This is a genomic window from Mesorhizobium sp. B2-3-6, from assembly GCF_006442305.1.
In the GTDB taxonomy this organism is placed as follows: domain Bacteria; phylum Pseudomonadota; class Alphaproteobacteria; order Rhizobiales; family Rhizobiaceae; genus Mesorhizobium.
This window is the reverse complement of record NZ_VFVW01000001.1, coordinates 799,943-822,181: the sequence shown is the minus strand read 5'-3', so window position 1 is coordinate 822,181 and position 22,239 is coordinate 799,943. Positions and strand designations below refer to the sequence as shown.

At 63.3% G+C, this 22,239-nt stretch carries 19 protein-coding genes and 1 tRNA gene; 1 reads left to right on the top strand and 19 read right to left on the bottom strand.

Features of this window, described 5'->3' with window-relative positions:
- Window positions 1-72 precede the first annotated feature (72 nt).
- A tRNA-Leu gene (locus FJ953_RS03995) sits at window positions 73-157 on the bottom strand.
- Window positions 158-337: 180 nt separating this feature from the next.
- Here FJ953_RS03995 and lipB point away from each other — a divergent pair.
- Window positions 338-1,081 carry a lipoyl(octanoyl) transferase LipB gene (gene lipB / locus FJ953_RS03990; protein ID WP_140623214.1) on the top strand — a complete coding sequence of 248 codons (744 nt, stop codon included), beginning with the start codon at window positions 338-340 and terminating at the stop codon, window positions 1,079-1,081.
- Window positions 1,082-1,097: 16 nt separating this feature from the next.
- On the opposite strand, the gene FJ953_RS03985 is transcribed toward lipB, so the two are convergent.
- The 18 genes from FJ953_RS03985 to nuoF all read right to left on the bottom strand — a co-directional run bounded on the left by FJ953_RS03985 (window position 1,098) and on the right by nuoF (window position 22,235).
- Complete coding sequence (locus FJ953_RS03985; RefSeq protein WP_140623212.1) at window positions 1,098-2,345, bottom strand: site-2 protease family protein; 1,248 nt, start codon at window positions 2,343-2,345, stop codon at window positions 1,098-1,100.
- Window positions 2,346-3,062: 717 nt separating this feature from the next.
- Window positions 3,063-3,746, bottom strand: coding sequence for an ABC transporter ATP-binding protein (locus FJ953_RS03980; protein WP_181165304.1), 684 nt, complete (start codon window positions 3,744-3,746; stop codon window positions 3,063-3,065).
- Entirely contained in the window at window positions 3,743-5,029 is a 1,287-nt protein-coding gene (locus FJ953_RS03975) for a lipoprotein-releasing ABC transporter permease subunit (RefSeq protein WP_140623210.1), read from the bottom strand. Before FJ953_RS03975 ends, FJ953_RS03980 begins: the two co-directional genes overlap by 4 nt.
- Entirely contained in the window at window positions 5,026-6,354 is a 1,329-nt protein-coding gene (proS, locus tag FJ953_RS03970) for a proline--tRNA ligase (protein WP_140623209.1), read from the bottom strand. Before proS ends, FJ953_RS03975 begins: the two co-directional genes overlap by 4 nt.
- 631 nt (window positions 6,355-6,985) lie before the next feature.
- Window positions 6,986-7,270, bottom strand: a complete 285-nt coding sequence (locus tag FJ953_RS03965) for a DUF1467 family protein (protein ID WP_140495592.1) — start codon at window positions 7,268-7,270, stop codon at window positions 6,986-6,988.
- Window positions 7,267-7,671: a methylmalonyl-CoA epimerase gene (gene mce, locus FJ953_RS03960; protein ID WP_140555002.1), complete on the bottom strand. Its 405-nt coding sequence runs from the start codon at window positions 7,669-7,671 to the stop codon at window positions 7,267-7,269. The genes FJ953_RS03965 and mce overlap by 4 nt, the downstream gene beginning before the upstream one ends.
- Before the next feature lie 102 nt (window positions 7,672-7,773).
- On the bottom strand, window positions 7,774-9,444 hold the full coding sequence (locus tag FJ953_RS03955; protein ID WP_140495590.1) for a ribonuclease J: 1,671 nt from the start codon (window positions 9,442-9,444) through the stop codon (window positions 7,774-7,776).
- Window positions 9,445-9,538: 94 nt separating this feature from the next.
- Window positions 9,539-10,360, bottom strand: a complete 822-nt coding sequence (locus tag FJ953_RS03950; RefSeq protein ID WP_140516406.1) for a biotin--[acetyl-CoA-carboxylase] ligase — start codon at window positions 10,358-10,360, stop codon at window positions 9,539-9,541.
- Window positions 10,361-10,364: 4 nt separating this feature from the next.
- The gene (gene nuoN / locus FJ953_RS03945; protein ID WP_140623207.1) at window positions 10,365-11,801 is read right to left on the bottom strand and encodes an NADH-quinone oxidoreductase subunit NuoN; all 1,437 of its coding nucleotides are present in this window, start codon (window positions 11,799-11,801) and stop codon (window positions 10,365-10,367) included.
- Window positions 11,802-11,820: 19 nt separating this feature from the next.
- Window positions 11,821-13,326 (bottom strand): NADH-quinone oxidoreductase subunit M, encoded by a 1,506-nt coding sequence (locus FJ953_RS03940; protein WP_140579846.1) that lies wholly within the window; start codon window positions 13,324-13,326, stop codon window positions 11,821-11,823.
- Window positions 13,326-15,299 (bottom strand): NADH-quinone oxidoreductase subunit L, encoded by a 1,974-nt coding sequence (nuoL, locus tag FJ953_RS03935; protein WP_140579847.1) that lies wholly within the window; start codon window positions 15,297-15,299, stop codon window positions 13,326-13,328. Before nuoL ends, FJ953_RS03940 begins: the two co-directional genes overlap by 1 nt.
- A 10-nt stretch (window positions 15,300-15,309) precedes the next feature.
- Window positions 15,310-15,618, bottom strand: a complete 309-nt coding sequence (nuoK, locus tag FJ953_RS03930; protein ID WP_019858930.1) for an NADH-quinone oxidoreductase subunit NuoK — start codon at window positions 15,616-15,618, stop codon at window positions 15,310-15,312.
- A gap of 1 nt (window position 15,619) precedes the next feature.
- Window positions 15,620-16,240: an NADH-quinone oxidoreductase subunit J gene (locus FJ953_RS03925; RefSeq protein WP_140495585.1), complete on the bottom strand. Its 621-nt coding sequence runs from the start codon at window positions 16,238-16,240 to the stop codon at window positions 15,620-15,622.
- Between the two features lie 226 nt (window positions 16,241-16,466).
- Window positions 16,467-16,958 (bottom strand): NADH-quinone oxidoreductase subunit NuoI, encoded by a 492-nt coding sequence (gene nuoI, locus FJ953_RS03920; protein ID WP_140495584.1) that lies wholly within the window; start codon window positions 16,956-16,958, stop codon window positions 16,467-16,469.
- Complete coding sequence (gene nuoH / locus FJ953_RS03915; RefSeq protein WP_140495583.1) at window positions 16,958-18,001, bottom strand: NADH-quinone oxidoreductase subunit NuoH; 1,044 nt, start codon at window positions 17,999-18,001, stop codon at window positions 16,958-16,960. The genes nuoI and nuoH overlap by 1 nt, the downstream gene beginning before the upstream one ends.
- Window positions 18,002-18,003: 2 nt before the next feature.
- Entirely contained in the window at window positions 18,004-20,085 is a 2,082-nt protein-coding gene (gene nuoG / locus FJ953_RS03910) for an NADH-quinone oxidoreductase subunit NuoG (protein ID WP_140559579.1), read from the bottom strand.
- Window positions 20,086-20,158: 73 nt separating this feature from the next.
- A complete protein-coding gene (locus FJ953_RS03905) occupies window positions 20,159-20,854 on the bottom strand; it encodes an NADH-ubiquinone dehydrogenase (protein ID WP_140623206.1) in 696 nt (231 codons plus the stop codon).
- A gap of 76 nt (window positions 20,855-20,930) precedes the next feature.
- Entirely contained in the window at window positions 20,931-22,235 is a 1,305-nt protein-coding gene (nuoF, locus tag FJ953_RS03900; protein ID WP_140521143.1) for an NADH-quinone oxidoreductase subunit NuoF, read from the bottom strand.
- Window positions 22,236-22,239 lie beyond the last annotated feature (4 nt).

The window sequence follows — 22,239 nt, the reverse complement described above, 5'->3', positions numbered from 1 at the left end:
AATATCAAACGAAATGCGAGGTGCCCGAAGGGCTGGAGGTGCCGCTACAAATCAGATTCTGGGGAGAGAGAATGGTGCGGTCGAGAAGACTCGAACTTCCACGGGTTGCCCCACAGCGACCTCAACGCTGCGCGTCTACCAATTCCGCCACGACCGCACGTGGTAGGAGCCGGAACCGACCGGCTCGCGGCGTGTAGCAAATCGTTTCCGGCGAAACAAGTGCGCCCCGAGCATTTAATCGCGGGGAATTGCCATAACGGATCAAAGCGCCAAAATGCACCGCGAACTGGACGTTTCGGCCCGATATCGCCATATGGAGTACAACAAGAGACATCCCATGCCAGAACGCAGCCAGATCGCCACGTCGTTCCTGCCTTTGCCCGGTTCGGCGCCCGTCGAATGGGCGATCGAGCCCGGCCTCACCGCCTACCCCGAGGCGCTTGCCTTCATGGAGGCGCGCGCCGAAGCGATCCGCAGCGGGGCCGCCGGCGAGATGGTCTGGCTGGTCGAGCATCCGCCGCTCTATACCGCCGGCACGAGTGCGCGCAGCGAGGACCTGATCGACGCCAACCGGTTCCCGGTGTTTTCGGCCGGCCGCGGCGGCGAATACACCTATCATGGGCCGGGCCAGCGCGTCGCCTACGTCATGCTCGACCTGAAACGCCGCCGGGAGGATGTGCGCGCCTTCGTCGCCGCCCTCGAACGATGGATCATCGGCACGCTCGCCGCCTTCAACGTCAATGGCGAGCGCCGTGAGGATCGCGTCGGCGTCTGGGTGGTGCGGCCCGATCGCCCTGCCCTGCCGGACGGCTCTGCCGCGGAGGACAAGATCGCGGCAATAGGTATTCGGCTCAGGCGCTGGGTGAGTTTTCACGGCATCGCCATCAATGTCGAGCCGGACCTCGGCCATTTCAGTGGTATCGTGCCGTGCGGCGTGCAGGACCACGGCGTCACCAGCCTCGTCGATCTCGGGCTGCCGGTGACGATGGCCGATCTCGATCTGGCGCTGAAATCAGCGTTCGAGGATATCTTCGGCCCGGCTACGGCCTTGCCCTTGGAAACAGCCCGCGAGGCCGGCTGAACGCTTCCCGGACAGCTCAGATCAGCCGTGCCGACGCCCAGAGCACTCCATAACCGTGGATGACGAACACCGCCAGCAGCGCGCCGGCGATGACGAAACGGTCGGCCGTGCGGATCGGCTTCAGTTCGTGGCGCGGCCTCACCCCGCTGCCCGCTGTCAGAAGGCTGAGGATTGCAAAGACCGCGCCGGCCGCGAGCAGAAAGCCGATGGAAAAGCCGGCCCGCCAGCCAAGCGCCAGGAACGCCGAGAGCAGGAAGAAGGAGGCCAGCGCCAGCGCGACCGGCCCCGGGCAGATCTGGCGCAGCACCTGGCCGCCATCGAATTTCCACACCGGCACCAGATTGGCGATGTTGAACAGGGCAGCACAGCCCGCCAGTGTCGCCAGCAATGTCGCGGCAAGCCAGTGCCCTTCCGCGCTTGCAAACGTGCTGCCCATCATCGCCAACGGCACCAGGAAAGCAGAGAACCCGGCGCCCATCAGCGCCACGAACGCAACTTCGAAACGGCTGTCATAGGGCCGGCCGCCAATGGCGAGGCCGCCGAGCAGCGGGATGAAGATCATGCGCGCCCTGCGATGGCCCATCAGGCGGAATGCCGCCATGTGGCCGAACTCGTGCAGGGCGACAACGGAAGTCAGGATCGCGGCCAGAGCAAGCCCGCCGCGGTGAAGCCCGAAGAACGGCCACAGGATGAATGCCGAGAGAGCGGCGAAGCCGAGCTGGCTCAGCGGATGTTCGAACCAGCCGCCCTTGCGATACCGCCCTGTCCTGGCCCAGCCATCCAGCTTGGCGAGTTCGCGGCGCATGGCGAAATAGCGGAACGCCAGGAAGGCCACGCCGCGGTAACGGTCGGTCTGGGTGAGCGTAACCCGGGTGGCCTCGCCAATCGAGACCAACTGCGCGGTTTCCCGATAATGCGCCCAGAAAGACGGATCGAGCGCCGTGTCCTCGATGACGCGCATCGAAAAGCACCTGCCATGCACGACATTCTCGAGCAGGGCCTTGCGTTCGATCGGCAGGCCGTCCCGGCCCTCCCAGGACATTCTGGTGCGGACCACTCCCTCGCCCAGCATCTCTGCCGAGAGGATTTCGCCGGACCAGCCGGCATTGCTCCCGAGCGGCCACAGCGCCTGCCACAGACGCTGCCGGTCGGCCGCGACCGTGCGGCTGAGCCTGATTGTGCGCAAACCAAGCGGCACGCTCATCAGGAGAAAAATCAGCCCTAGATTGCTGGCCACGAGGAAGGCGGCGACGATGGGCGACACGCGGCGCTCCTGCTTTCAGGAGCGACACCCTAGCGCCATGGGCGGCAAGAAAGGCTTAACGGCAAAGCGGACTTTCGTCCGCCGGAACAGCGACTGCAGAGACGGTCACCTCACATGGCTCCGATCCAGATCGCCATGGAAATGAGGAAGGTGCTCATGCAAACCAGCGAGATGACATCCTGAACCAGATCGGTCATAACTCTCTCCTGTTGTTGATATGTTCGCAATTTGTTCTAATTTTGTTTCAAAGTCAACGAGCGGAATCCGTCCGCTGCCGGAATTTTCGAGCGATCAAACCGGCAGGGTTAAGAAAAGGTTGACGGCGCGTCCTATCAACAGGTGAGGAAGATGTCGGCAACGCTATCGTCAGTTAGCGTATGGGATGAGCGCCTGCTTGCACTCAATGTCAGTCGAGACAATAGTGGGTAAGCTAAGACTGCCGAGTGATGCACGTGAGGCAACACCAAGGCGCCAATCAAGCTGATCGCTGGCGAAAGCGCATGAGGCAAGGCCGCCGGTGGCGCCTCTCGCGCAGCTTTGTAACCTGGCTGCTCATCCTGGTGATAATCGCGATCTCTTCCACCCTGATCGCACTGAAGGCTCATTGGCGGTTCTGATCCCCGGAGGGACCAGTATCCCCGACGGCAAACTAAACCCGCGGAAATCTCGCTGGACGTTGTTAAGGTTGGACCCAATCTCGCAGCGGACATCAACGTTCTACAGCGGCACCACCTTGCCCTCGGCCAGGGTGACGCGCCGGTCCATGCGCGCTGCCAGCTGGTGATTGTGGGTGGCGATCAGCGCCGCGAGGCCCGATTGCCGCACCAATGCCTCCAGCGCCTCGAACACATAGGAAGCAGTGACCGGGTCGAGATTGCCGGTCGGCTCGTCCGCCAGCAGCACCAGCGGCGCATTGGCGACCGCACGCGCGATTGCCACGCGCTGCTGCTCGCCGCCCGACAGTTCGGACGGCCGGTGCGATGCACGCTTGCCGATCTGCATGTAGTCGAGCAGCTGCGCCGCGCGCTCGGCCGCCTCCTTGCGCGGCAGCCCTTTGATGAGCTGCGGCATCATGATGTTTTCCAGCGCCGAAAACTCCGGTAGCAGATGGTGGAACTGGTAGACGAAGCCGACATCGTTGCGGCGGATCGACGTGCGCTCGTCATCGGATAGCCGGCCGCAGGCCCGGCCGGAGAGAATCACGTCGCCGGCATCGGGCCGCTCCAGGAGCCCTGCCGTATGCAGCAGCGTCGATTTGCCGGTGCCGGACGGCGCCACCAGTGCCACCATCTCGCCGCGCTTCAGCGAGAAGTCCGCGCCGTTCAGGATGGTGAGCTTGCGCGGCCCCTGGACATAGTGCCGCTCGACGCTCTTCAACTCGATAATGGCCTGCGCCATCATTCGTACCTCAGCGCTTCGACCGGATCGAGGCGGGCCGCGCGCCATGCCGGAAACAATGTCGCCAGGAACGACAGGCCGAGCGCCATGATGACGACATAGGTCGTCTCGCGCGGATCCATCTTCGCCGGCAACTGGCTGAGGAAATAGAGCTCCGGATTGAACAGCACCTTGCCGGTCATCCAGGAGAAGAACTCGCGGATCGATTCGATGTTGAGGCAGATGACCACGCCGAGCAGCACGCCGGCGATAGTGCCGGTGACGCCGATCGCGGCGCCCGTCATCAGGAATATGCGCAGGATGGCGCCGCGCGAGGCGCCCATGGTGCGCAGGATGGCGATGTCGTGCCCCTTGTCCTTCACCAGCATGACCAACCCGGAGATGATGTTGAGCGCCGCCACCAGCACGATCAGCGTCAGGATCATGAACATGACGTTGCGCTCCACCTGCAGGGCGGAAAAGAAGGTCTCGTTGCGTTGCCGCCAGTCGACGAGGTCGACGGGTCGCTGCGCCGCTTCTTCCACCTTCGGCTTCAGCGCGTCGACATCATCGGGATTGTCGACATAGATCTCGATCGTCTGCGCCCGTCCGTCCATGTTGAAATAAAGCTGCGCTTCCGAGAACGGCATGTAGACGATGGAGGCGTCATATTCCGACATGCCGACTTCGAAGATCGCCGCGATCTTGTAGCCCTTCATGCGCGGCGTCGTGCCGAGCGGCGTCACGTCGCCGTCCGGCGAGATGAGCGTGATCGTGTCGCCGAGCGCCAGGCCGAGATTCTCCGCCATGCGCTTGCCGATGGCGACGCCCTCGCCCGTGTCGAAATCGGCGATCGAGCCCTGCTTGATGTTGCTGGCGACGATGGCGATCTTGCCCAGGTCCTCGCCCCTGATACCGCGCACCAGCGCGCCGGAGCCGCCGCCGACATTGCCTTGCGCCAGCACTTGGCCGTCGATCAGCGGAATGGCGTATTTGACGCCGGCCACGCCGTTGATGCGGCCGGCGACCTGCGCATAGTCCTCAAGCGGCGAATCCAGCGGCTGCACGATCAGATGGCCGTTTACGCCGAGAATGCGGGTGAGCAGCTCGGCCCTGAACCCGTTCATGACGGCCATCACCACGATCAGCGTCGCCACCCCCAGCATGATGCCGAGGAAGGAGATCGAGGCGATGACCGAGATCACCGTCTCCTTGCGTCGCGAGCGCAGATAGCGCCACGCCACCGTGCGTTCGAAGATGGAAAACGGTCCGGCGCCTGCCGGTCTCGCTGCCGCCGCCTCGCTCATGCGGCGGCACCGAAGCGTTTTTTCGCATCGGCGATCGGCAGCGTCACGCGCTCGCCGGTCTTGCGGTTCTTGATCTCGACCTCGCCGGCGGCCACGCCGCGCGGTCCGACGATCACCTGCCAGGGCAGGCCGATCAGGTCGGCGGTGGCGAACTTGCCGCCCGGCCGCTGGTCGGTGTCGTCATAGAGCACATCCTTGCCGGCGGCAGTGAAAGCTGCGTTGAGTTCATCGCAGACGCGGTCGCAATCGGCATCGCCGGCTTTCATGTTGGTCAGGCCGATGTCGAACGGCGCCACCGCTTCCGGCCAGATGATGCCGTTCTCGTCATGGCTGGCTTCGATGATCGCCGCAACCAGCCGCGACGGGCCGATGCCGTAGGAACCGCCGGAAGCGAAATGATCCTTGCCGTCGGGCCCGGTCACCTTGGCGCCCATCGGCTTGGAGTATTTCTCGCCGAAATGGAAGATATGGCCGACTTCGATGCCGCGCGCCGAAACCTTGTCGCTGTCGGGAACCTCAGCCCAGGCCGCTTCGTCATGCATTTCGTCGGTCGCGGCGTAAGGCGTCGTCCAGGTCTTGACGATGCCTGATATCTCGGCGTCGTTGGAGAAATCGGTGTTGGCTCCGGGCACGCCGAGCGACAGATAATCGCGATGGCAGAACACCTGGCTCTCGCCGGTGTCGGCCAGGATGATGAATTCATGGCTGAGATCGCCGCCGATCGGACCGGTGTCGGCCCGCATCGGGATCGCCTGTAGGCCCATGCGGGTGAAGGTCCGGAGATAGGACACGAACATCCTGTTGTAGGCGGCTCTCGCGCCTTCGAAGTCGAGATCGAAGGAGTAGGCATCCTTCATCAGGAATTCCCGGCTGCGCATGACGCCGAAGCGCGGCCGCACCTCGTCGCGGAACTTCCACTGGATGTGGTAGAGGTTGAGCGGCAAGTCCTTGTAGGACTTTACATAGGCGCGGAAGATCTCGGTGACCATTTCCTCGTTGGTCGGGCCGTAAAGCATGTCGCGGTCCTGGCGGTCCTTGATGCGCAACATCTCCTTGCCGTAGTCGTTATAGCGGCCGCTTTCGCGCCAAAGGTCGGCCGACTGGATGGTCGGCATCAGGATTTCGAGCGCGCCGGCGCGGTTCTGTTCCTCGCGGATGATCTGGCAGACCTTGTCCAGGACCCGTTTGCCCAGCGGCAGCCAGGAAAAACTGCCCTGCCCCTGCTGGCGGATCATGCCGGCGCGCAACATCAGCCGATGCGAGACGATCTCCGCCTCGCGCGGATTCTCTTTGAGGATGGGCAGGAAATAGCGCGACAAACGCATGGGCTGGTCCGTGAATGAGGAGGCCGCGCCAGAATCGGTGCGACGCAGGCTTGCTTGCCCCGGCTTCATAGCCATTTCATGGCGCAATGGGAACCCGGACGCATCGACCCGGAAATCGGAAATTCAGCGTTCGAACGGCGTGGCGCGCGGAATGAAAACGTTTTGAGCACCCCTCGCGCGCGCCGCGAATGCTGGACGATCGAAGGAGCCACGGTTGCATAAAACGCCCGGCTGGTGGTTTCCCAAGCAAAGCCTGCCGTACTATTGTGCAGTGCAGCACGAGAATGCCCGTTTCAAGGCAAAATTCTTCGTGACATTTTCATTTCCGTTGGGCTAATGTGCCCCGATAACCGAGAGAGCAGAGAAAAATCTGTTCTCCTACGCGGTCAAAGTCTTGGGAGGATGCGATCTAGGCGCGGTTACTCGCTGCCGCCGGAAACCGGAAACAGATCGGACGCGTTTAAATTGCAAGGCCTTGTGCCTTGCATTTTTTTTGTGCAATCACCTGCTTAGCGCAATGCGTTGCCAAACCACCTTACCCCACGTCATGATTTTTGAAGCCTGAACAGATGAGCCGGCGCCGAATGGCGGCGTGACCTCGCCCGAAGCGCAAGAGCCGGTTTGAATGCTGCTATTTTGCCGTGGCCTGGCCGAATTCCGGCACGATGTGCGGGATGTCGTTGAGGCTATATCCCAGCCCGTGCGTCAGGCCGTAGAAAATGCCCATGAGCACCGCCGTGGCGACGGTGGTGCGGATCACCGCACGCAGCATATGTGGTCCGCGCGGCGCGCTAGGCACCGTGCCCAGCGTCACGTCACGGTCGTCATCCTGCGTCCTGACGCTGAACGGCAGAACGGCAAACAGCACCACCCACCAGGTCGCGAAAAACAGTGCGGTGAACGAAACCCAGCTCATGATTGCTCCAGTTCGATCAGCGTGCCGAAGAAATCCTTCGGATGCAGGAACAGCACAGGTTTGCCATGCGCGCCGGTCTTCGGCTTGCCGTCGCCCAGAACCCGGGCGCCGGCTGCCTGGAGCCGGTCCCGCGCGGTAAGGATATCGTCGACCTCATAGCAGAGATGGTGCATGCCGCCCGACGGGTTCTTCTCGAGGAAAGCCGCGATCGGCGAGCCCTCGCCGAGCGGCTCCAGCAACTCGATCTTGGTGTTGCCGACATTGACGAACACCACGGTGACGCCATGCCCGGGCAGCGCCTGTGGTTCGCTCACTTCGGCGCCTAGCGTGTCGCGATAGCAAGCGACAGCCGCAGCCAGATCCGGCACCGCAAGCGCGACATGGTTCAGGCGTCCAAGCATAGAGCGCTCCGCTTTAGGGGAGTAACGGAGTAGGGAAACAAGACAGAAGAAAAGCAACGGCTCATTCTCCCCTACTCCCCTACTGCCTTATTCCCCTATTCGTCACCGCGTGACGAATACAGTCACCAGCGGTTTCTTGCCCCAGGCTTCGTTGGCGGCGCCACGTACGGCACGGCGTACCGCCTCCTGCACCAGGTCGAGGTCTTTTCGGCGCTGACGGGGGATGGAGTCCACCGCGCCGATTGCCGCATCGATCATCAGGTCCTCCAGCGTCTCGCCCCTGGCATCGGCCTCGGCGACGCCGATTGCGACCAGATCGGGATCGCCGGCCAGTTCATACTTCTCGTCCAGCACCACATTGACCGCGACATGGCCGGCAAACGACAGTTTGCGACGATCGCGAATGCCCATCGCCTGGTCGGTGCCGATCAGCCTGCCGTCCTTGTAGATGCGGCCGAACGGCACCTGGTCGATGATCGTGGCAGGGCCGGGAGCGAGCCGCAGCATGTCGCCGTCGCGCACCTGCGCCACCTGGCCGATGCCCGACGTCGACATCAGCGAGCCCTGCGCCACCAGATGCGCGGCTTCGCCATGCACTGGAACGCCGATCTGCGGCCGTACCCATTCATACATCTTGCGCAATTCGCTGCGCCGCGGGTGGCCGGAGACATGCACCAGCGCATCGCCGTCCTCGATGATCTTGATGCCGAGATCGACGAGGCGGTTCTTGATTTCGAGGATCGCCTTCTCGTTGCCGGGAATGGTGCGCGAGGAAAACACCACCGTGTCGCCGGCCGTCAGCGACACCGACTTCATCTCGTCGCGCGACAGCTTGGCCAACGCCGCCAGCGGCTCGCCCTGGCTGCCGGTGCAGATGACGACCAGGTTTTCGCGCGGAATGAAGCCGAAATCCTCCTCGGCTATGAACTCCGGCAGACCGTCCATGTAGCCGAGTTCGCCGGCGACATCGATGACGCGCTTCAGCGAACGACCGAGCACCAGGCACTGACGGCCGGCATCGCGCGCCGCCTTGGCGATGGAAACGATACGGCCGACATTGGACGAGAAGGTGGTAACGGCGACGCGGCCCTTGGCGGCCTGGATAACCCCTTTCAGCCCCTCGCCGACCGCGACTTCCGATGGCGATTCGCCTTCGCGCATAGCATTGGTCGAATCGCAGACCAGCGCCAGAACGCCCTTGTCGCCATAGGCGCGGAACCGTGCTTCGTCGGTCTTGGGTCCGATCGTCGGCGCCGGGTCGATCTTCCAGTCGCCGGTGTGGATGACGGTGCCTGCCGGCGAGGTGATGGCCAGCGACATCGGTTCGGGAATCGAATGCGCGACCGGGATCGCCTCGATTTCGAACGGACCGACGGTGAATTTTTCGCCCGCGCGGTAGATGGTCAGCGGGATCTTCGGCGCGCCCTGCTCGCCCTGGCGCTTGGCTTCCAGCAGCCCGGCGCTGAACGGCGTCATCCACACCGGCGCCTTGAGCCTCGGCCAGATATCCAGCAGCGCGCCATAGTGGTCCTCATGCGCGTGGGTGATCACGATACCGCGCAAATTGGCGATGTTCTCTTCGATGAAGCGCGTGTCGGGCAGGATCAGGTCGACGCCCGGATGCGCCGCGTCGGGAAAGGTGACGCCGACATCGATGACGATCCATTCGCGCGCGCTCGGCGGACCATAGCCGTAGAGAGCGAAGTTCATACCGATCTCGCCGACGCCGCCCAGCGGCACGAAGACGAGTTCGGCGTTTTCCGCTTTCGCCATGATTTTTTCCTTCCTGGCCCTCAGGCCAAGCCATTGAAGCAATTCCGGGAAAAGTCTGTAACGGTTTTCCGTCTGGAATTGCGCAAAAACAAAACTATACCCGGGCGGATGCGACCGCGCCGAAATGCACATCGCCGGCGGCGATCGTCAAAACCGAGCCCTCATCGTCGCGGATCACGAAACGGCAGTCCTCGTCAATGGTCTCGAACACCCCGCGCACCACATTACCGTCAATTCTGACAGCAACCTCGCCGCCAAGCCCTGCCGCGCGTGCCAGCCAGCGCCGCCTGACGGCGGCAAGTCCCCGCCCGTCGTCCCACAGGCGGGCATTCTCGCTCCAGGCATCCGACAGCGCCAGGAACAGCGTTTCGGCATCGCATGCCGCACCCAGTGCGTGAAGCGACGTCGCGGGATAGGGCAAATCCTCAGGGTACGCCACAACATTGACGCCGATGCCGACCGCCACCGCGAAACGGCCGCCGTCCAGCATGGCCGATTCCAGCAGGATGCCGGCGAGCTTGGCGCCGGAGGCGAGCACGTCGTTCGGCCATTTCAGCTCGAAACGGTTCTTGCCTTCATTGCCGCCGTCGAGGCCGATGGCGATCCGGCCCGCCGGCACCACGGCATCGAGCGCATCGGCCAGCGCCAGGCCGGCGACGAAACCGAGCGTCGCGGCGAGTCGAAGCTCGCCCCCGGTGAGGACGAGCAGCGTCGCCGCCAGATTTCCCTCGGGTGTCGCCCAGACGCGGCCGCGCCGCCCGCGCCCGCTTTCCTGTTTCTTGGAAACGACCCACAATCTGCCGGGGTCGCCGGCCCGGGCGTGATCCAGCGCCAGCGCATTGGTGGAGCCGACGCTGTCATGCGCCTCCAGCCGGAATCCTTCCGACGCCGAGGTTGGAGCCAGCCGAAATGCCATCCCGTCAGAAGAATGTCTTGGCGGCGGCTTCGGCATAGGTGCCGATCGGACCGCCGATCAGCACATAGAACAGCACGAAAGCGCCGGAGACACCGAGTACGAGGCGCAATTCACTGGCCATCGGCACGAAGCCGCCGACCGGTTCGTCGAACCACATGATCTTGATGATGCGCAGGTAATAATAGGCGCCCACTACCGAGGCCAGCACGCCGATGATCGCCAGCGCGTAGAGGTTGGCATTGATGGCGGCGAGAAAGACGTACCACTTCCCCCAGAAGCCGGCAAGCGGCGGGATGCCGGCCAGCGAGAACATCAGGATGGTCAGGATCGTCGCCATGATCGGGTTGGTCGAGGACAGGCCTGCCAGGTCGCTGATCTGCTCGACATTGCCTTCCTTGCGCCGCATGGCGAGGATGAAGGCGAAGGTGCCGAGCGTCATCACCAGATAGATCAGCATGTAGATGGCGACGCCGCGCACGCCGGCCTGGCTGTTGGCGGCAAGGCCAACCAGCGCGTAGCCCATATGGCCGATCGAGGAATAGGCCATCAGGCGCTTGATATTAGTCTGGCCGATCGCCGCGAAAGAGCCGAGCGCCATCGACGCGATCGAGATGAAGACGATGATCTGCTGCCAGTCGGAAGCGATCGGCTTGAACGCGCCCATGGTGACGCGCACGATCAGCGCCATAGCCGCCATTTTGGGTGCCGCCGCCAGGAAAGCCGTCACCGGTGTCGGCGCACCCTCATAGACGTCGGGCGTCCACATGTGGAACGGCACCGCCGAGATCTTGAAGGCGAGGCCGGCCAGCACGAAGACCAGGCCGAAGACGAGGCCAAGCTGGCGCTCTCCGCCGCCCAGCGCCGTCGCGATCTCCTGGAACCCGGTGTTGCCGGTATAGCCATAGACCAGGCTGATGCCATAGAGCAGCATGCCCGATGATAGCGCGCCGAGGACGAAGTACTTCAGGCCCGCCTCGGTCGAGCGCAGGTTCTCGCGGTTGATCGCGCACAAGACATAGATCGCCAGCGACTGAAGCTCGAGGCCGAGATAGAGCCCGATCATGCTGTTGGCGGAGATCATCAGCATCATGCCGAGCGTGCACAGAAGGATCAGCACCGGATATTCGAACTTGTCGAACCGCTCCGCCCTGGCGAAGCGCATCGACATGATCAGCGTCACCGCCGAGCCCACCAGCGCCAGCAGCTTCATGAAGCGGGCAAAGGAATCCTGGATGAAGGCATTGCCGTAGGCGCTGCCCTGCCCGGTGGAGAAGATCAGCCAGGCGCCCGATATCACCAGCACGGCAACGGCAAGGCCGGTCACGGTGTTGGCGGTGTTGGCGCGCGAATAGGCCCCGACCATCAGCAGCGCGAGCGCGCCGATGGCAAGGATCAGCTCGGGCGTCGAGAGCGACAGGCTGGAGAGAAGGTCCGGCGTCATGGTTCGCAAAACCCCTGGGTCAGTTCGCCGCCGCGGTCTGCGCGGCGCCGATGGATGCGGTGACATTGGTGACGAGCGACTTGACCGACTGGGCCGTCGCGTCGAAGACGGGAGCGGGATAGACGCCGAAGAAGATGACCAGCACAACCAGCGGATAGATGATCGCCTTCTCGCGTGTCGACAGGTCGAGCAGGCCCTTGAGGCTGTCCTTGGTCAGCGCGCCGAAGATCACCCGGCGGTAGAGCCAAAGCGCGTAGGCGGCCGACAGGATGACGCCGGTGGCAGCGAAGAACGCCACCCAGGTATTGACCCGGAACACGCCGAGCATGGTCAGGAACTCGCCGACGAAGCCTGACGTGCCCGGCAGGCCGACATTGGCCATGGTGAAGATCAGGAACACGGTGGCGTATTTTGGCATGTTGTTGACTAGGCCGCCATAGGCGGCGATCTCACGCGTGTGCATGCGGTCATAGATGACGCCGACGCACAGGAACAGCGCGCCCGAGACCAGGCCGTGGCTGAGCATCTGGAAGATCGCGCCCTGCACGCCTTCCTGGTTCATGGCGAAGATGCCCATGGTCACGAAGCCCATATGGGCGACCGACGAATAGGCGATCAGCTTCTTCATGTCCTCCTGCATCAGCGCCACCAGCGAGGTGTAGATGATGGCGACGACCGAAAGTGCGAAGACCAGCGGCGCGAACATCTCGGAGGCCAGCGGGAACATCGGCAAGGAGAACCGCAGGAAGCCGTATCCGCCCATCTTCAACAGAATGGCGGCCAGGATCACCGAACCGGCTGTCGGCGCCTCGACATGCGCATCCGGCAGCCAGGTATGCACCGGCCACATCGGCATCTTCACCGCGAAGGAGGCGAAGAAGGCGAGCCACAGCCATGTCTGCATGTTGGCGGGGAAATTGTGCGTCAACAGCGTCGGGATATCGGTCGTGCCGGACTGGTAGAACATCGCCATGATGGCGAGCAGCATCAGCACCGAGCCGGCGAGCGTGTAGAGGAAGAACTTGAAGGAGGCATAGACGCGGCGCTTGCCGCCCCAGACGCCGATGATGATGAACATCGGGATCAGGCCGGCTTCGAAGAAGACGTAGAACAGCACGATGTCGAGCGCGCAGAACACGCCGATCATCAGCGTTTCGAGCAGCAGGAAGGCGATCATGTAGGCCTTGACGCGCTTTTCGATCGCTTCCCACGACGCCAGGATGCAGAGCGGCATCAGGAATGTCGTCAGGATGACGAACAGCATCGAAATGCCGTCGACGCCCATATGGTAGGAGATGCCGGAATCGAGCCAGGCGACCTTCTCGACGAACTGGAAGCCGGCTTGCGAATTGTCGAAGCCGGTCCAGATGAACAGCGAGATGATGAAGGTGAACGTCGTCGTCAGCAGCGCGATGGCGCGGATGTTGCGGCGTGCGTTTTCGCTGTCGTCGTTGATGAGCAGGATGAGCAGCACACCAACCAGCGGCAGGAAGGTGACCAGCGAGAGAATTGGCCAGGCGGTCATCAGAGCATCATCCAGGTGACGAATGCGGCAACGCCGATCAGCATGGCGAAGGCATAGTGATAGAGATAGCCGGTCTGCAACTTGACGACGCGGTTGGTGACATCGACGACGCGTGCCGAAATGCCGTCAGGCCCGAGACCGTCGATGACGGTGCCGTCGCCGGTCTTCCACAGGAAGGAACCGAGGCGTTTGGCCGGCCGCACGAACAGGAAGTCATAGAGCTCGTCGAAATACCATTTGTTGAGCAGGAAGGCATAGAGCCCGCGATGCTGGGCCGCCAGGTTGACCGGCACTTCCGGCGAGCGGATGTAGAACTTCCACGCCAGCGCCAGGCCGATCAGCATGGCGATGAACGGCGACAACTCGACCCATAGCGGCAGTTCGTGGATGTCGTGCAGGATGTGATTGTCCGGCAGCGTGAACAGCGACGCCTTCCAGAATTCGGCATAGCCTTCGCCGATGAAGGCACCGTGGAAGATGATGCCGGCAAACAGCGCGCCCGCCGCCAGCACGAACAGCGGCACCAGCATCACCGGCGGCGATTCATGGACATGGTGCATCACCTCATGGCTCGCCCGCGGCCTGCCGTGGAAGGTCATGAAGATCAGCCGCCAGGAATAGAAGGAGGTGAAGCCGGCGGCGATCACCAGCAGCACGAAGGCGAGGCCCGCCACGGAATTATGCCCGGCAAAGGCCGTCTCGATGATGGCATCCTTGGAGAAGAACCCGGCGGTGCCGATAACGGTGACCGGAATGCCGACGCCGGTCAGCGCCAGGGTGCCGATTACCATCATCCAGTAGGTCGTCGGGATCAGCGTCCTCAGGCCGCCCATCTTGCGCATGTCCTGCTCGTCGGAAACCGCATGGATGACCGAGCCCGAGCCGAGGAACAGCAGCGCCTTGAAGAAGGCATGCGTGAACAGGTGGAAGATCGCCGCGCCATAGGCGCCGACGCCGAGCGCCACGAACATGTAGCCAAGTTGCGAGCAGGTCGAATAGGCGATGACGCGCTTGATGTCGTTCTGGACGAGGCCGACGGTCGCCGCGAAGAAGGCGGTGAAGGCGCCGATGAAGGTCACCACCGTCAGCGCCGAATGCGACAGCTCGAACAGCGGCGACAGCCGCGCCAGCATGAACACGCCGGCCGTCACCATGGTGGCGGCATGGATGAGCGCCGAGACCGGCGTCGGGCCTTCCATGGCGTCCGGCAGCCAGGTGTGCAGCGGCACCTGCGCCGACTTGCCCATGGCACCCATGAACAGCAGCAGGCAGACGATCGTCATCGCTGCCTGCTTATCCAGCGCATAACCGAGGAAGGTCAGCACCGCAGCACCTTGCGGGGCGCCTTCAGCCGGGATGAACGTCGCCGCATTGGCGAAGATGGTGCCGAGATTGACCGAGCCGAACAGCACGAACACGCCGAAGATGCCGAGCGCGAAGCCGAAATCGCCGACGCGGTTGACGACGAAGGCCTTGATGGCCGCGGCGTTGGCCGAGGGCTTCTTGTACCAGAAGCCGATCAGCAGGTAGGACGCCAGGCCCACCCCTTCCCAACCGAAGAACATCTGCACGAGGTTGTCGGCCGTCACCAGCATCAGCATGGCGAAGGTGAACAGCGACAGATAGGCAAAGAAACGCGGCCGGTTCGGATCGTGGTGCATGTAGCCGATCGAGTAGATATGGACCAGCGCCGACACGGTGTTGACCACCACCAGCATGACCACCGTCAGAGTGTCGATCCTGAGCGCCCAGGACGCCTCCAGTCCGCCGGACTGGATCCAGCGCAGCACCGGCACGGTGAACACCTCGCCATGGCCGAAGCCGACGGTGAAGAAAGCAACCCACGACAGCACCGCCGCGATCACCAGGAAGCCGGAGGTGATGTATTCGGACGCCTTGGCGCCGAGCGACGTGCCGAACAGGCCGACGATCAGGAAGCCGAGCAGCGGAAGGAAGACGATGGCCTGGTACATGGTGGTTCCGTCAACCCTTCATCATGTTCACGTCTTCGACCGCGATCGAGCCGCGGTTGCGGAAGAAGACGACGAGAATGGCAAGTCCGATGGCGGCCTCCGCCGCCGCGACCGTCAGCACGAACAGCGCGAACACCTGGCCGACGAGGTCGCCGAGAGCCGCCGAAAAGGCGACGAAATTGATATTGACCGCAAGCAGGATCAACTCGACCGACATCAGGATGACGATCACGTTCTTACGGTTCAGGAAGATGCCGAACACGCCGAGCGTGAAAAGGATCGCCGATACGGTCAGATAATGTGCGATGCCGACGACCATCTCAGACTCCTTCGCCCGACTTGACCTTGCGGATTTCCATGCCCGTCGCCGCCGTGCGGGCGACCTGGGCTGCGATCGACTGCCGCTTGACCCCTTCCTTGTGGCGCAGCGTCAAAACGATGGCACCGATCATGGCCACCAGCAGCACGAGGCCCGAGATCTGGAAGTAGTAGAGGTAGTCCGTATAGAGGATGTCGCCGAGCGCTGCCGTATTCGAGCGCGCCGCGAGATCGGGAATCGGCTTCGATACCGTCGAGGCGAGCTGCGGCGCGAAGGTATAGCCGCCGAGCACCACGATCAGTTCCGCCGCCAGGATCAGTCCGACCAGCGCGCCGATCGGCGCATATTGCAGAGCGCCCTCCTTCATCTCGGCGAAGTCGACGTCGAGCATCATGACGACGAACAGGAACAGCACCATGACAGCGCCGACATAGACGACGAGCAGGATCATCGCCAGGAACTCGGCGCCCGTCAGCATGAACAGGCCGGCGGCGTTGAAGAAGGTCAGGATCAGGAACAGCACCGAATGCACGGGGTTGCGCGACGAAATGACCATGAACGCCGACGCCACGGCGACAAAGGCGAAGAGGTAGAAAAAGGCCGCCTCTAGTCCACTCAGCATTGGGGTTCCCCCGGGTTCCTGTCCAAACAGGACGTTCGTCCTGTTTGTTGTCTGTGGCTTCGTTCCGCCTCCGGTGCGAAGCCGCGTTGTCCTAGCCCATGTTCCAACCGGGTTGAAAGACCCGGCGCAAAGAAACATGGGCAACTCTGAAGTCCTGAGGGATGACCTTGCCTGAAATGCTTCGGGTCATCCCCGGACAAGGGCCCTCGCCCCTGTCCATGCGATATCAGCGGTACGGTGCGTCCAGCGAGATGTTGCGCGCCAGTTCGCGCTCCCACCGGTCGCCATTCGCCAGCAGCCTATCCTTGTCGTAGTAGAGTTCCTCGCGCGTCTCGGTCGCGAATTCGAAATTCGGCCCCTCGACGATGGCGTCGACCGGGCAGGCTTCCTGGCAGAAGCCGCAATAGATGCACTTCACCATATCGATGTCGTAGCGCACGGTACGGCGCGTGCCGTCGTTGCGGCGCGGGCCGGCCTCGATGGTGATGGCCTGCGCCGGGCAGATCGCCTCGCACAATTTGCAGGCTATGCAGCGTTCCTCGCCATTGGGATAACGGCGCAAGGCATGCTCGCCGCGGAAGCGCGGGCTCACCGGCCCTTTCTCGTGCGGATAATTGATCGTCTCCTTCGGCGCGAAGAACTGGCGCATCGACAAGAAGAAGGCGCTGACGAAATCCTTCAGCAGCAGCGATTTGGCGGCCTGGGACAGAGCGGACATCACGCAAACCCCGTGATCTTGAGGAAGGCGGCGGTCAGCACCACCATGAACAGCGAGATCGGCAGGAACACCTTCCAGCCAAGCCGCATCAGCTGGTCGTAGCGGTAACGCGGCACGAACGCTTTCACCATGGAGAACATGAAGAACATCAGGCAGATCTTGAGCACGAACCAGATCACCCCCGGCACCCAGGTGAAGGGCGCGAAGTCGAACGGCGGCAGCCAGCCGCCGAGGAACAGGATGGTGGCCAGCGCGCACATCAGCACGACGGCGACATATTCGCCGAGGAAGAACAGCAGGAACGGCGTCGACGAATATTCGACCATGTGGCCGGCGACCAGTTCCGATTCGGCTTCGACGAGGTCGAAAGGCGGGCGATTCGTCTCGGCTAGCGCCGAGATGAAGAAGATGACGAACATCGGCAACAGCGACAGCCAGTGCCAGTCGAGGAAGGTGTTGGGCAGGCCGAGCCTGGTGCCCAGCCCATCCTGCTGCGACAGCACGATGTCGGACAGGTTGAGCGAGCCGACACAAAGCAGCACGGTGACGATGACGAAGCCGATCGAGACCTCGTAGGACACCATTTGTGCGGCCGAACGCAGCGCCCCGAGGAACGGATATTTCGAATTGGACGCCCAGCCGCCCATGATCACGCCATAGACCTCGAGCGAGGAGATGGCGAAGACATAGAGGATACCGACATTGACGTTGGCGACGGCCCAGCCCTGGCTGACCGGAATGACCGCCCAGGCCGAGATCGCCAGAACCGCCGATACCAATGGCGCCAAAAGGAACACGCCCTTGTTGGCGCCGGACGGGATCACCGGCTCCTTGAAGACGAACTTCAACAGGTCGGCGAAAGCCTGCAGCGTGCCCCAGGGGCCGACGACGTTCGGGCCGCGGCGCAGTTGCACCGCCGCCCAGATCTTGCGGTCTGCATAGAGCAGGTAGGCGACGGCGATGAGAAGCACGACGATCAGTACGACCGACTTCAACACGATGATCAGCGCCGGCAGCACGTAAAAGGAGAAGAAGGTGTCCATGCTTATTCCGCCGCCTGCTTGAAGCCGCTCTTGGCAAGCGCCGAGCATTCCGCCATCACGGCAGAGGCCCGCGCAATCGGGTTGGTCAGGTAGAAGTCCTGCACCGGCGACGTGAACGTGCCCTTGTTCAGCCGTCCGCCAAGCTTCGCCACATTGGCGATATCCTCAGCATTGCCCGCAGCAACCTGGTCGATGCGGGCAAGATGCGGGTACTCGCCGTAGAGTTTAGCGCGCAGCTGCGGCAGTGAATCGAACGGCAACTTCTTGCCCAGTACATCCGACAATGCCCTGATGATGGCCCAATCCTCGCGCGCGTCGCCCGGCGCGAAGCCGGCGCGGTTGGTCTGCTGCACGCGCCCTTCCGTGTTGACGTAAGTGCCCGATTTCTCGGTATAGGCGGCACCCGGCAGGATGACGTTGGCGCGGTGCGCGCCGGCGTCGCCATGGGTGCCCACATAGACGACGAAAGCGCCGCCGGTCTTTGCCATGTCGATCTCGTCGGCGCCGAGCAGGAACAGCACGTCCGTCTCGCCCAGCATGCCGGCGACGTTCCTGCCGCCCTCGCTCGGCACGAAGCCAAGGTCGAGGCCGCCGACGCGTCCAGCCGCATTGTGCAGCACGGCAAAGCCGTTCCAGTCCGCGCGCGCGGCGTTCACGGCCATGGCGAGCTTCGCTGCCTGGCCGAGCACCGCCGCGCCATCGGGGCGTGCCAGCGCGCCCTGGCCGACGATGATGAGCGGATGCGTGGCCTTCTTCAGCACCTGGAAGAACTTGCCATCGCCGTCAGCCAGATCCTTGAGCGATTCCGGTCCTGCGCCCAGCAGTTCGTAGTCATAGCGTGTATCCCCGACATCGCCGATGACGCCGACCGGCAGATTGCCGACCCGCCAGCGCTTGCGGATGCGGGCGTTGAGCACCGAGGCTTCGAAGCGCGGATTGGCGCCGATGATCAACACCGCGTCCGCCTGTTCGATGCCTTCGATGGTGGGGTTGAAAATGTAGCTTGCCCGGCCAAGCGACGGGTCGAGCGCGGCGCCGTCCTGACGGCAATCCATGTTCTTCGAACCGAGTGCGGCCATCAGGAGCTTCAGCGCGTAGATTTCCTCGACCGCGGCAAGATCGCCTGCTATGGCGCCGATCTTCTCGGGCGTAGTCTTCGACACGGCGTCCTTGATTGCCGCGAAGGCCTCGGCCCAGCTCGCCGGGGCCAGCTTACCGTCCTTGCGCACATAGGGCCGGTCGAGGCGCTGCGTGCGCAGGCCGTCCCAGATGAACCGGGTCTTGTCGGAGATCCATTCCTCGTTCACCGCCTCGTTGACGCGCGGCAGGATGCGCATCACCTCGCGGCCGCGGCTGTCGACGCGGATCGCCGAGCCGACGGCATCCATGACGTCGATGGATTCGGTCTTGGTCAGTTCCCACGGCCGTGCCTGGAAGGCGAAAGGCTTGGAGGTCAGCGCGCCGACGGGGCACAGGTCGATGACATTGCCCTGCAGCTCCGAGGTCATCGCCTGCTCGAGATAGGTGGTGATCTCGGCATCCTCGCCGCGGCCGATCAGGCCGAGTTCGGAAATGCCGGCAACCTCGGTGGTGAAGCGAACGCAGCGCGTGCAGTGGATGCAGCGGTTCATCACCGTCTTGACCAGCGGGCCGATATACTTGTCTTCGACCGCGCGCTTGTTCTCGTGATAGCGTGAGGAATCAACGCCGAAGGCCATCGCCTGGTCCTGCAGGTCGCATTCGCCGCCCTGGTCGCAGATCGGGCAATCCAGCGGATGGTTGATCAGCAGGAATTCCATCACGCCTTCCCTGGCCTTCTTGACCATCGGCGTGTTGGTGAAGATTTCCGGCGCTTCTCCGTTCGGACCGGGACGCAGGTCGCGCACGCCCATGGCGCAGGACGCTTGCGGCTTGGGCGGCCCGCCCTTCACCTCGATCAGGCACATGCGGCAATTGCCGGCGATCGACAACCGCTCGTGGAAGCAGAAGCGCGGCACTTCCGCGCCCGCGTCCTCTGCCGCCTGCAGCAGCGTGTAATGGTCGGGTACAGTGATTTCTTTCCCGTCGACCTTGAGCTTTGCCATTCGCCTCAAACCTCTGCGGATTTCCCGCAATCTCATTTCCCGGGCGCGACAGACGCGGCGCCCGGCATTTCACTCACTTCTTCGCGGCCAGCACAGCCGCCTGGGCAATCCAGTCGTCGCGCACGATACGGCCGTTGAACGACAGGTAGTCGTCGACCCAGGCGATCTCTTCGGGCGACCAGTCGGCGATCTGGCGGAACGTCCAGATGCCGAGCCCGTTGAGCACCGTCTCCAGCTTCGGGCCGATGCCCGATATCTTCTTGAGATCCGAAGGCTTCGCCGGCCTCTCGATAGCCTTGGGCTGCCGGAAATCCTCGGGCAGCAGCACATCCGAAAGCTCGTCCGCTGACCGCCCCGCCTGTGCCGCCGGCACCGTGGTGGCGGCCTCCCTGGCGGCAATGTCGGTGACTTCCTGCGCGAAGGACTGCGCCTCCGCAATCAGGGTCTTGGCCGTCGCCCGCGCTCTGGTGGATGAAAGGCTCGCATCCTCGAATTGTTCGACGCGCGCCCCGAAATCCTCGATGAGCGGCTGCATGAGGCGTTGCGACGCCTCGGCTGCGCCCGACAGCGCGCCCAACCAGACGCCGAAAGCATGGTTGGCGAGCCCAAGTCCCAGAGCCGACATCGCCGCCGCGCCCGCGACAGGGTGCGCCAGAAGGTTGACGGCGCCGGCCATCTCCTTCGGCATCATCCTGGTCAGGTCCTGGTTCATCTTCTCGATCTGGTCCAAATTGGGCATCAACGGGTGGGGTGTCGAATACGGCGCCATAGAATTCTCCTGGTCGTTTCTTCGTTCGCCCCGCCCCGTTCTTCTCGCTCCGGGCTATCGCCCATTCAATGCTTCTCTATTCCGCCGCCACCAACACCGGCTCGGCCCGGTGCGCGTTGCGCGAAAACTCGTCGATGCGCCGCTCCACCTCGCCGCGGAAGTGCCGCATCAGGCCCTGGATCGGCCAAGCGGCCGCGTCGCCCAGCGCGCAGATCGTGTGGCCTTCGACCTGCTTGGTCACGTCGAGCAGCATGTCGATCTCGCGCTTCTGCGCCTCGCCGCGCACCAGCCGTTCCATCACCCGCCACATCCAGCCGGTGCCTTCACGGCACGGCGTGCATTGGCCGCAGCTCTCATGCTTGTAGAAGTAGGACAGCCGCGCGATGGCTTTGACGACATCGGTCGACTTGTCCATGACGATGACGGCCGCCGTGCCGAGGCCGGATTTGAGGTCGCGCAGCGCGTCGAAATCCATCGGCGTATCGATGATCTGCTCGGCCGGCACCAGCGGCACCGAGGCGCCGCCAGGAATGACCGCCAGAAGATTGTCCCAGCCGCCACGGATGCCGCCGCAATGCGTCTCGATCAGCTCGCGGAACGGGATCGACATCGCCTCTTCGACGGTGCACGGATTGTTGACGTGGCCGGAGACGCAGAACAGCTTGGTGCCGACATTGTTGGGCCGGCCGAAGGATGAGAACCAGGCCGCGCCCCGACGCAGGATCGTCGGCGCCACAGCGATCGATTCGACGTTGTTGACCGTCGTCGGGCAGCCATAAAGGCCGACATTGGCCGGAAATGGTGGCTTCAGCCTGGGCTGGCCCTTCTTTCCCTCGAGGCTTTCGAGCAGCGCCGTCTCCTCGCCGCAGATATAAGCCCCGGCGCCATGGTGCATATAGACGTCGAAATCGTAGCCTGAAGTGTTGCCCTTGCCGATCAGCTTGGCCTCATAGGCCTCGTCGATGGCACGCTGCAGCGCCTCGCGCTCGCGGATGAACTCGCCGCGCACATAGATGTAGGCCGCGACCGCGCCCATGGCGAAGCCGGCGAGCAAGGCGCCTTCGACCAGCGTGTGCGGATCGTTGCGCAGAATGTCGCGGTCCTTGCAGGTACCGGGCTCGGATTCGTCGGCATTGATGACGAGATAGCTCGGCCGGCCGTCACTCTGCTTGGGCATGAACGACCATTTCAAGCCGGTCGGGAAACCGGCGCCGCCGCGGCCGCGCAGGCCCGACGCCTTCATCTCGTTGACGATCCACTCGCGCCCCTTGGCGACGATGCCGGGCGTGTTGTCCCAGGCGCCGCGCGCCATTGCGCCGGCCAGCGACTTGTCGAAGAGGCCGTAGATGTTGGTGAAGATGCGGTCTTTGTCCTGAAGCATTGTT

What these genes read in the sequence shown, in the direction of transcription:
- proS (WP_140623209.1), bottom strand. Translation starts at nt 6,354, where the DNA reads ATGCGTTTGTCGCGCTATTTCCTGCCCATCCTCAAAGAGAATCCGCGC.
- FJ953_RS03950 (WP_140516406.1), bottom strand. Translation starts at nt 10,360, where the DNA reads ATGGCATTTCGGCTGGCTCCAACCTCGGCGTCGGAAGGATTCCGGCTG.
- FJ953_RS03975 (WP_140623210.1), bottom strand. Translation starts at nt 5,029, where the DNA reads ATGAGCGAGGCGGCGGCAGCGAGACCGGCAGGCGCCGGACCGTTTTCC.
- nuoH (WP_140495583.1), bottom strand. Translation starts at nt 18,001, where the DNA reads ATGGACACCTTCTTCTCCTTTTACGTGCTGCCGGCGCTGATCATCGTG.
- FJ953_RS03955 (WP_140495590.1), bottom strand. Translation starts at nt 9,444, where the DNA reads ATGGCGAAAGCGGAAAACGCCGAACTCGTCTTCGTGCCGCTGGGCGGC.
- nuoI (WP_140495584.1), bottom strand. Translation starts at nt 16,958, where the DNA reads ATGTCCGCTCTGTCCCAGGCCGCCAAATCGCTGCTGCTGAAGGATTTC.
- FJ953_RS03965 (WP_140495592.1), bottom strand. Translation starts at nt 7,270, where the DNA reads ATGAGCTGGGTTTCGTTCACCGCACTGTTTTTCGCGACCTGGTGGGTG.
- nuoL (WP_140579847.1), bottom strand. Translation starts at nt 15,299, where the DNA reads ATGTACCAGGCCATCGTCTTCCTTCCGCTGCTCGGCTTCCTGATCGTC.
- nuoF (WP_140521143.1), bottom strand. Translation starts at nt 22,235, where the DNA reads ATGCTTCAGGACAAAGACCGCATCTTCACCAACATCTACGGCCTCTTC.
- FJ953_RS03980 (WP_181165304.1), bottom strand. Translation starts at nt 3,746, where the DNA reads ATGATGGCGCAGGCCATTATCGAGTTGAAGAGCGTCGAGCGGCACTAT.
- FJ953_RS03925 (WP_140495585.1), bottom strand. Translation starts at nt 16,240, where the DNA reads ATGCTGAGTGGACTAGAGGCGGCCTTTTTCTACCTCTTCGCCTTTGTC.
- FJ953_RS03940 (WP_140579846.1), bottom strand. Translation starts at nt 13,326, where the DNA reads ATGACCGCCTGGCCAATTCTCTCGCTGGTCACCTTCCTGCCGCTGGTT.
- nuoG (WP_140559579.1), bottom strand. Translation starts at nt 20,085, where the DNA reads ATGGCAAAGCTCAAGGTCGACGGGAAAGAAATCACTGTACCCGACCAT.
- FJ953_RS03905 (WP_140623206.1), bottom strand. Translation starts at nt 20,854, where the DNA reads ATGGCGCCGTATTCGACACCCCACCCGTTGATGCCCAATTTGGACCAG.
- lipB (WP_140623214.1), top strand. Translation starts at nt 338, where the DNA reads ATGCCAGAACGCAGCCAGATCGCCACGTCGTTCCTGCCTTTGCCCGGT.
- mce (WP_140555002.1), bottom strand. Translation starts at nt 7,671, where the DNA reads ATGCTTGGACGCCTGAACCATGTCGCGCTTGCGGTGCCGGATCTGGCT.
- nuoN (WP_140623207.1), bottom strand. Translation starts at nt 11,801, where the DNA reads ATGACGCCGGACCTTCTCTCCAGCCTGTCGCTCTCGACGCCCGAGCTG.
- nuoK (WP_019858930.1), bottom strand. Translation starts at nt 15,618, where the DNA reads ATGGTCGTCGGCATCGCACATTATCTGACCGTATCGGCGATCCTTTTC.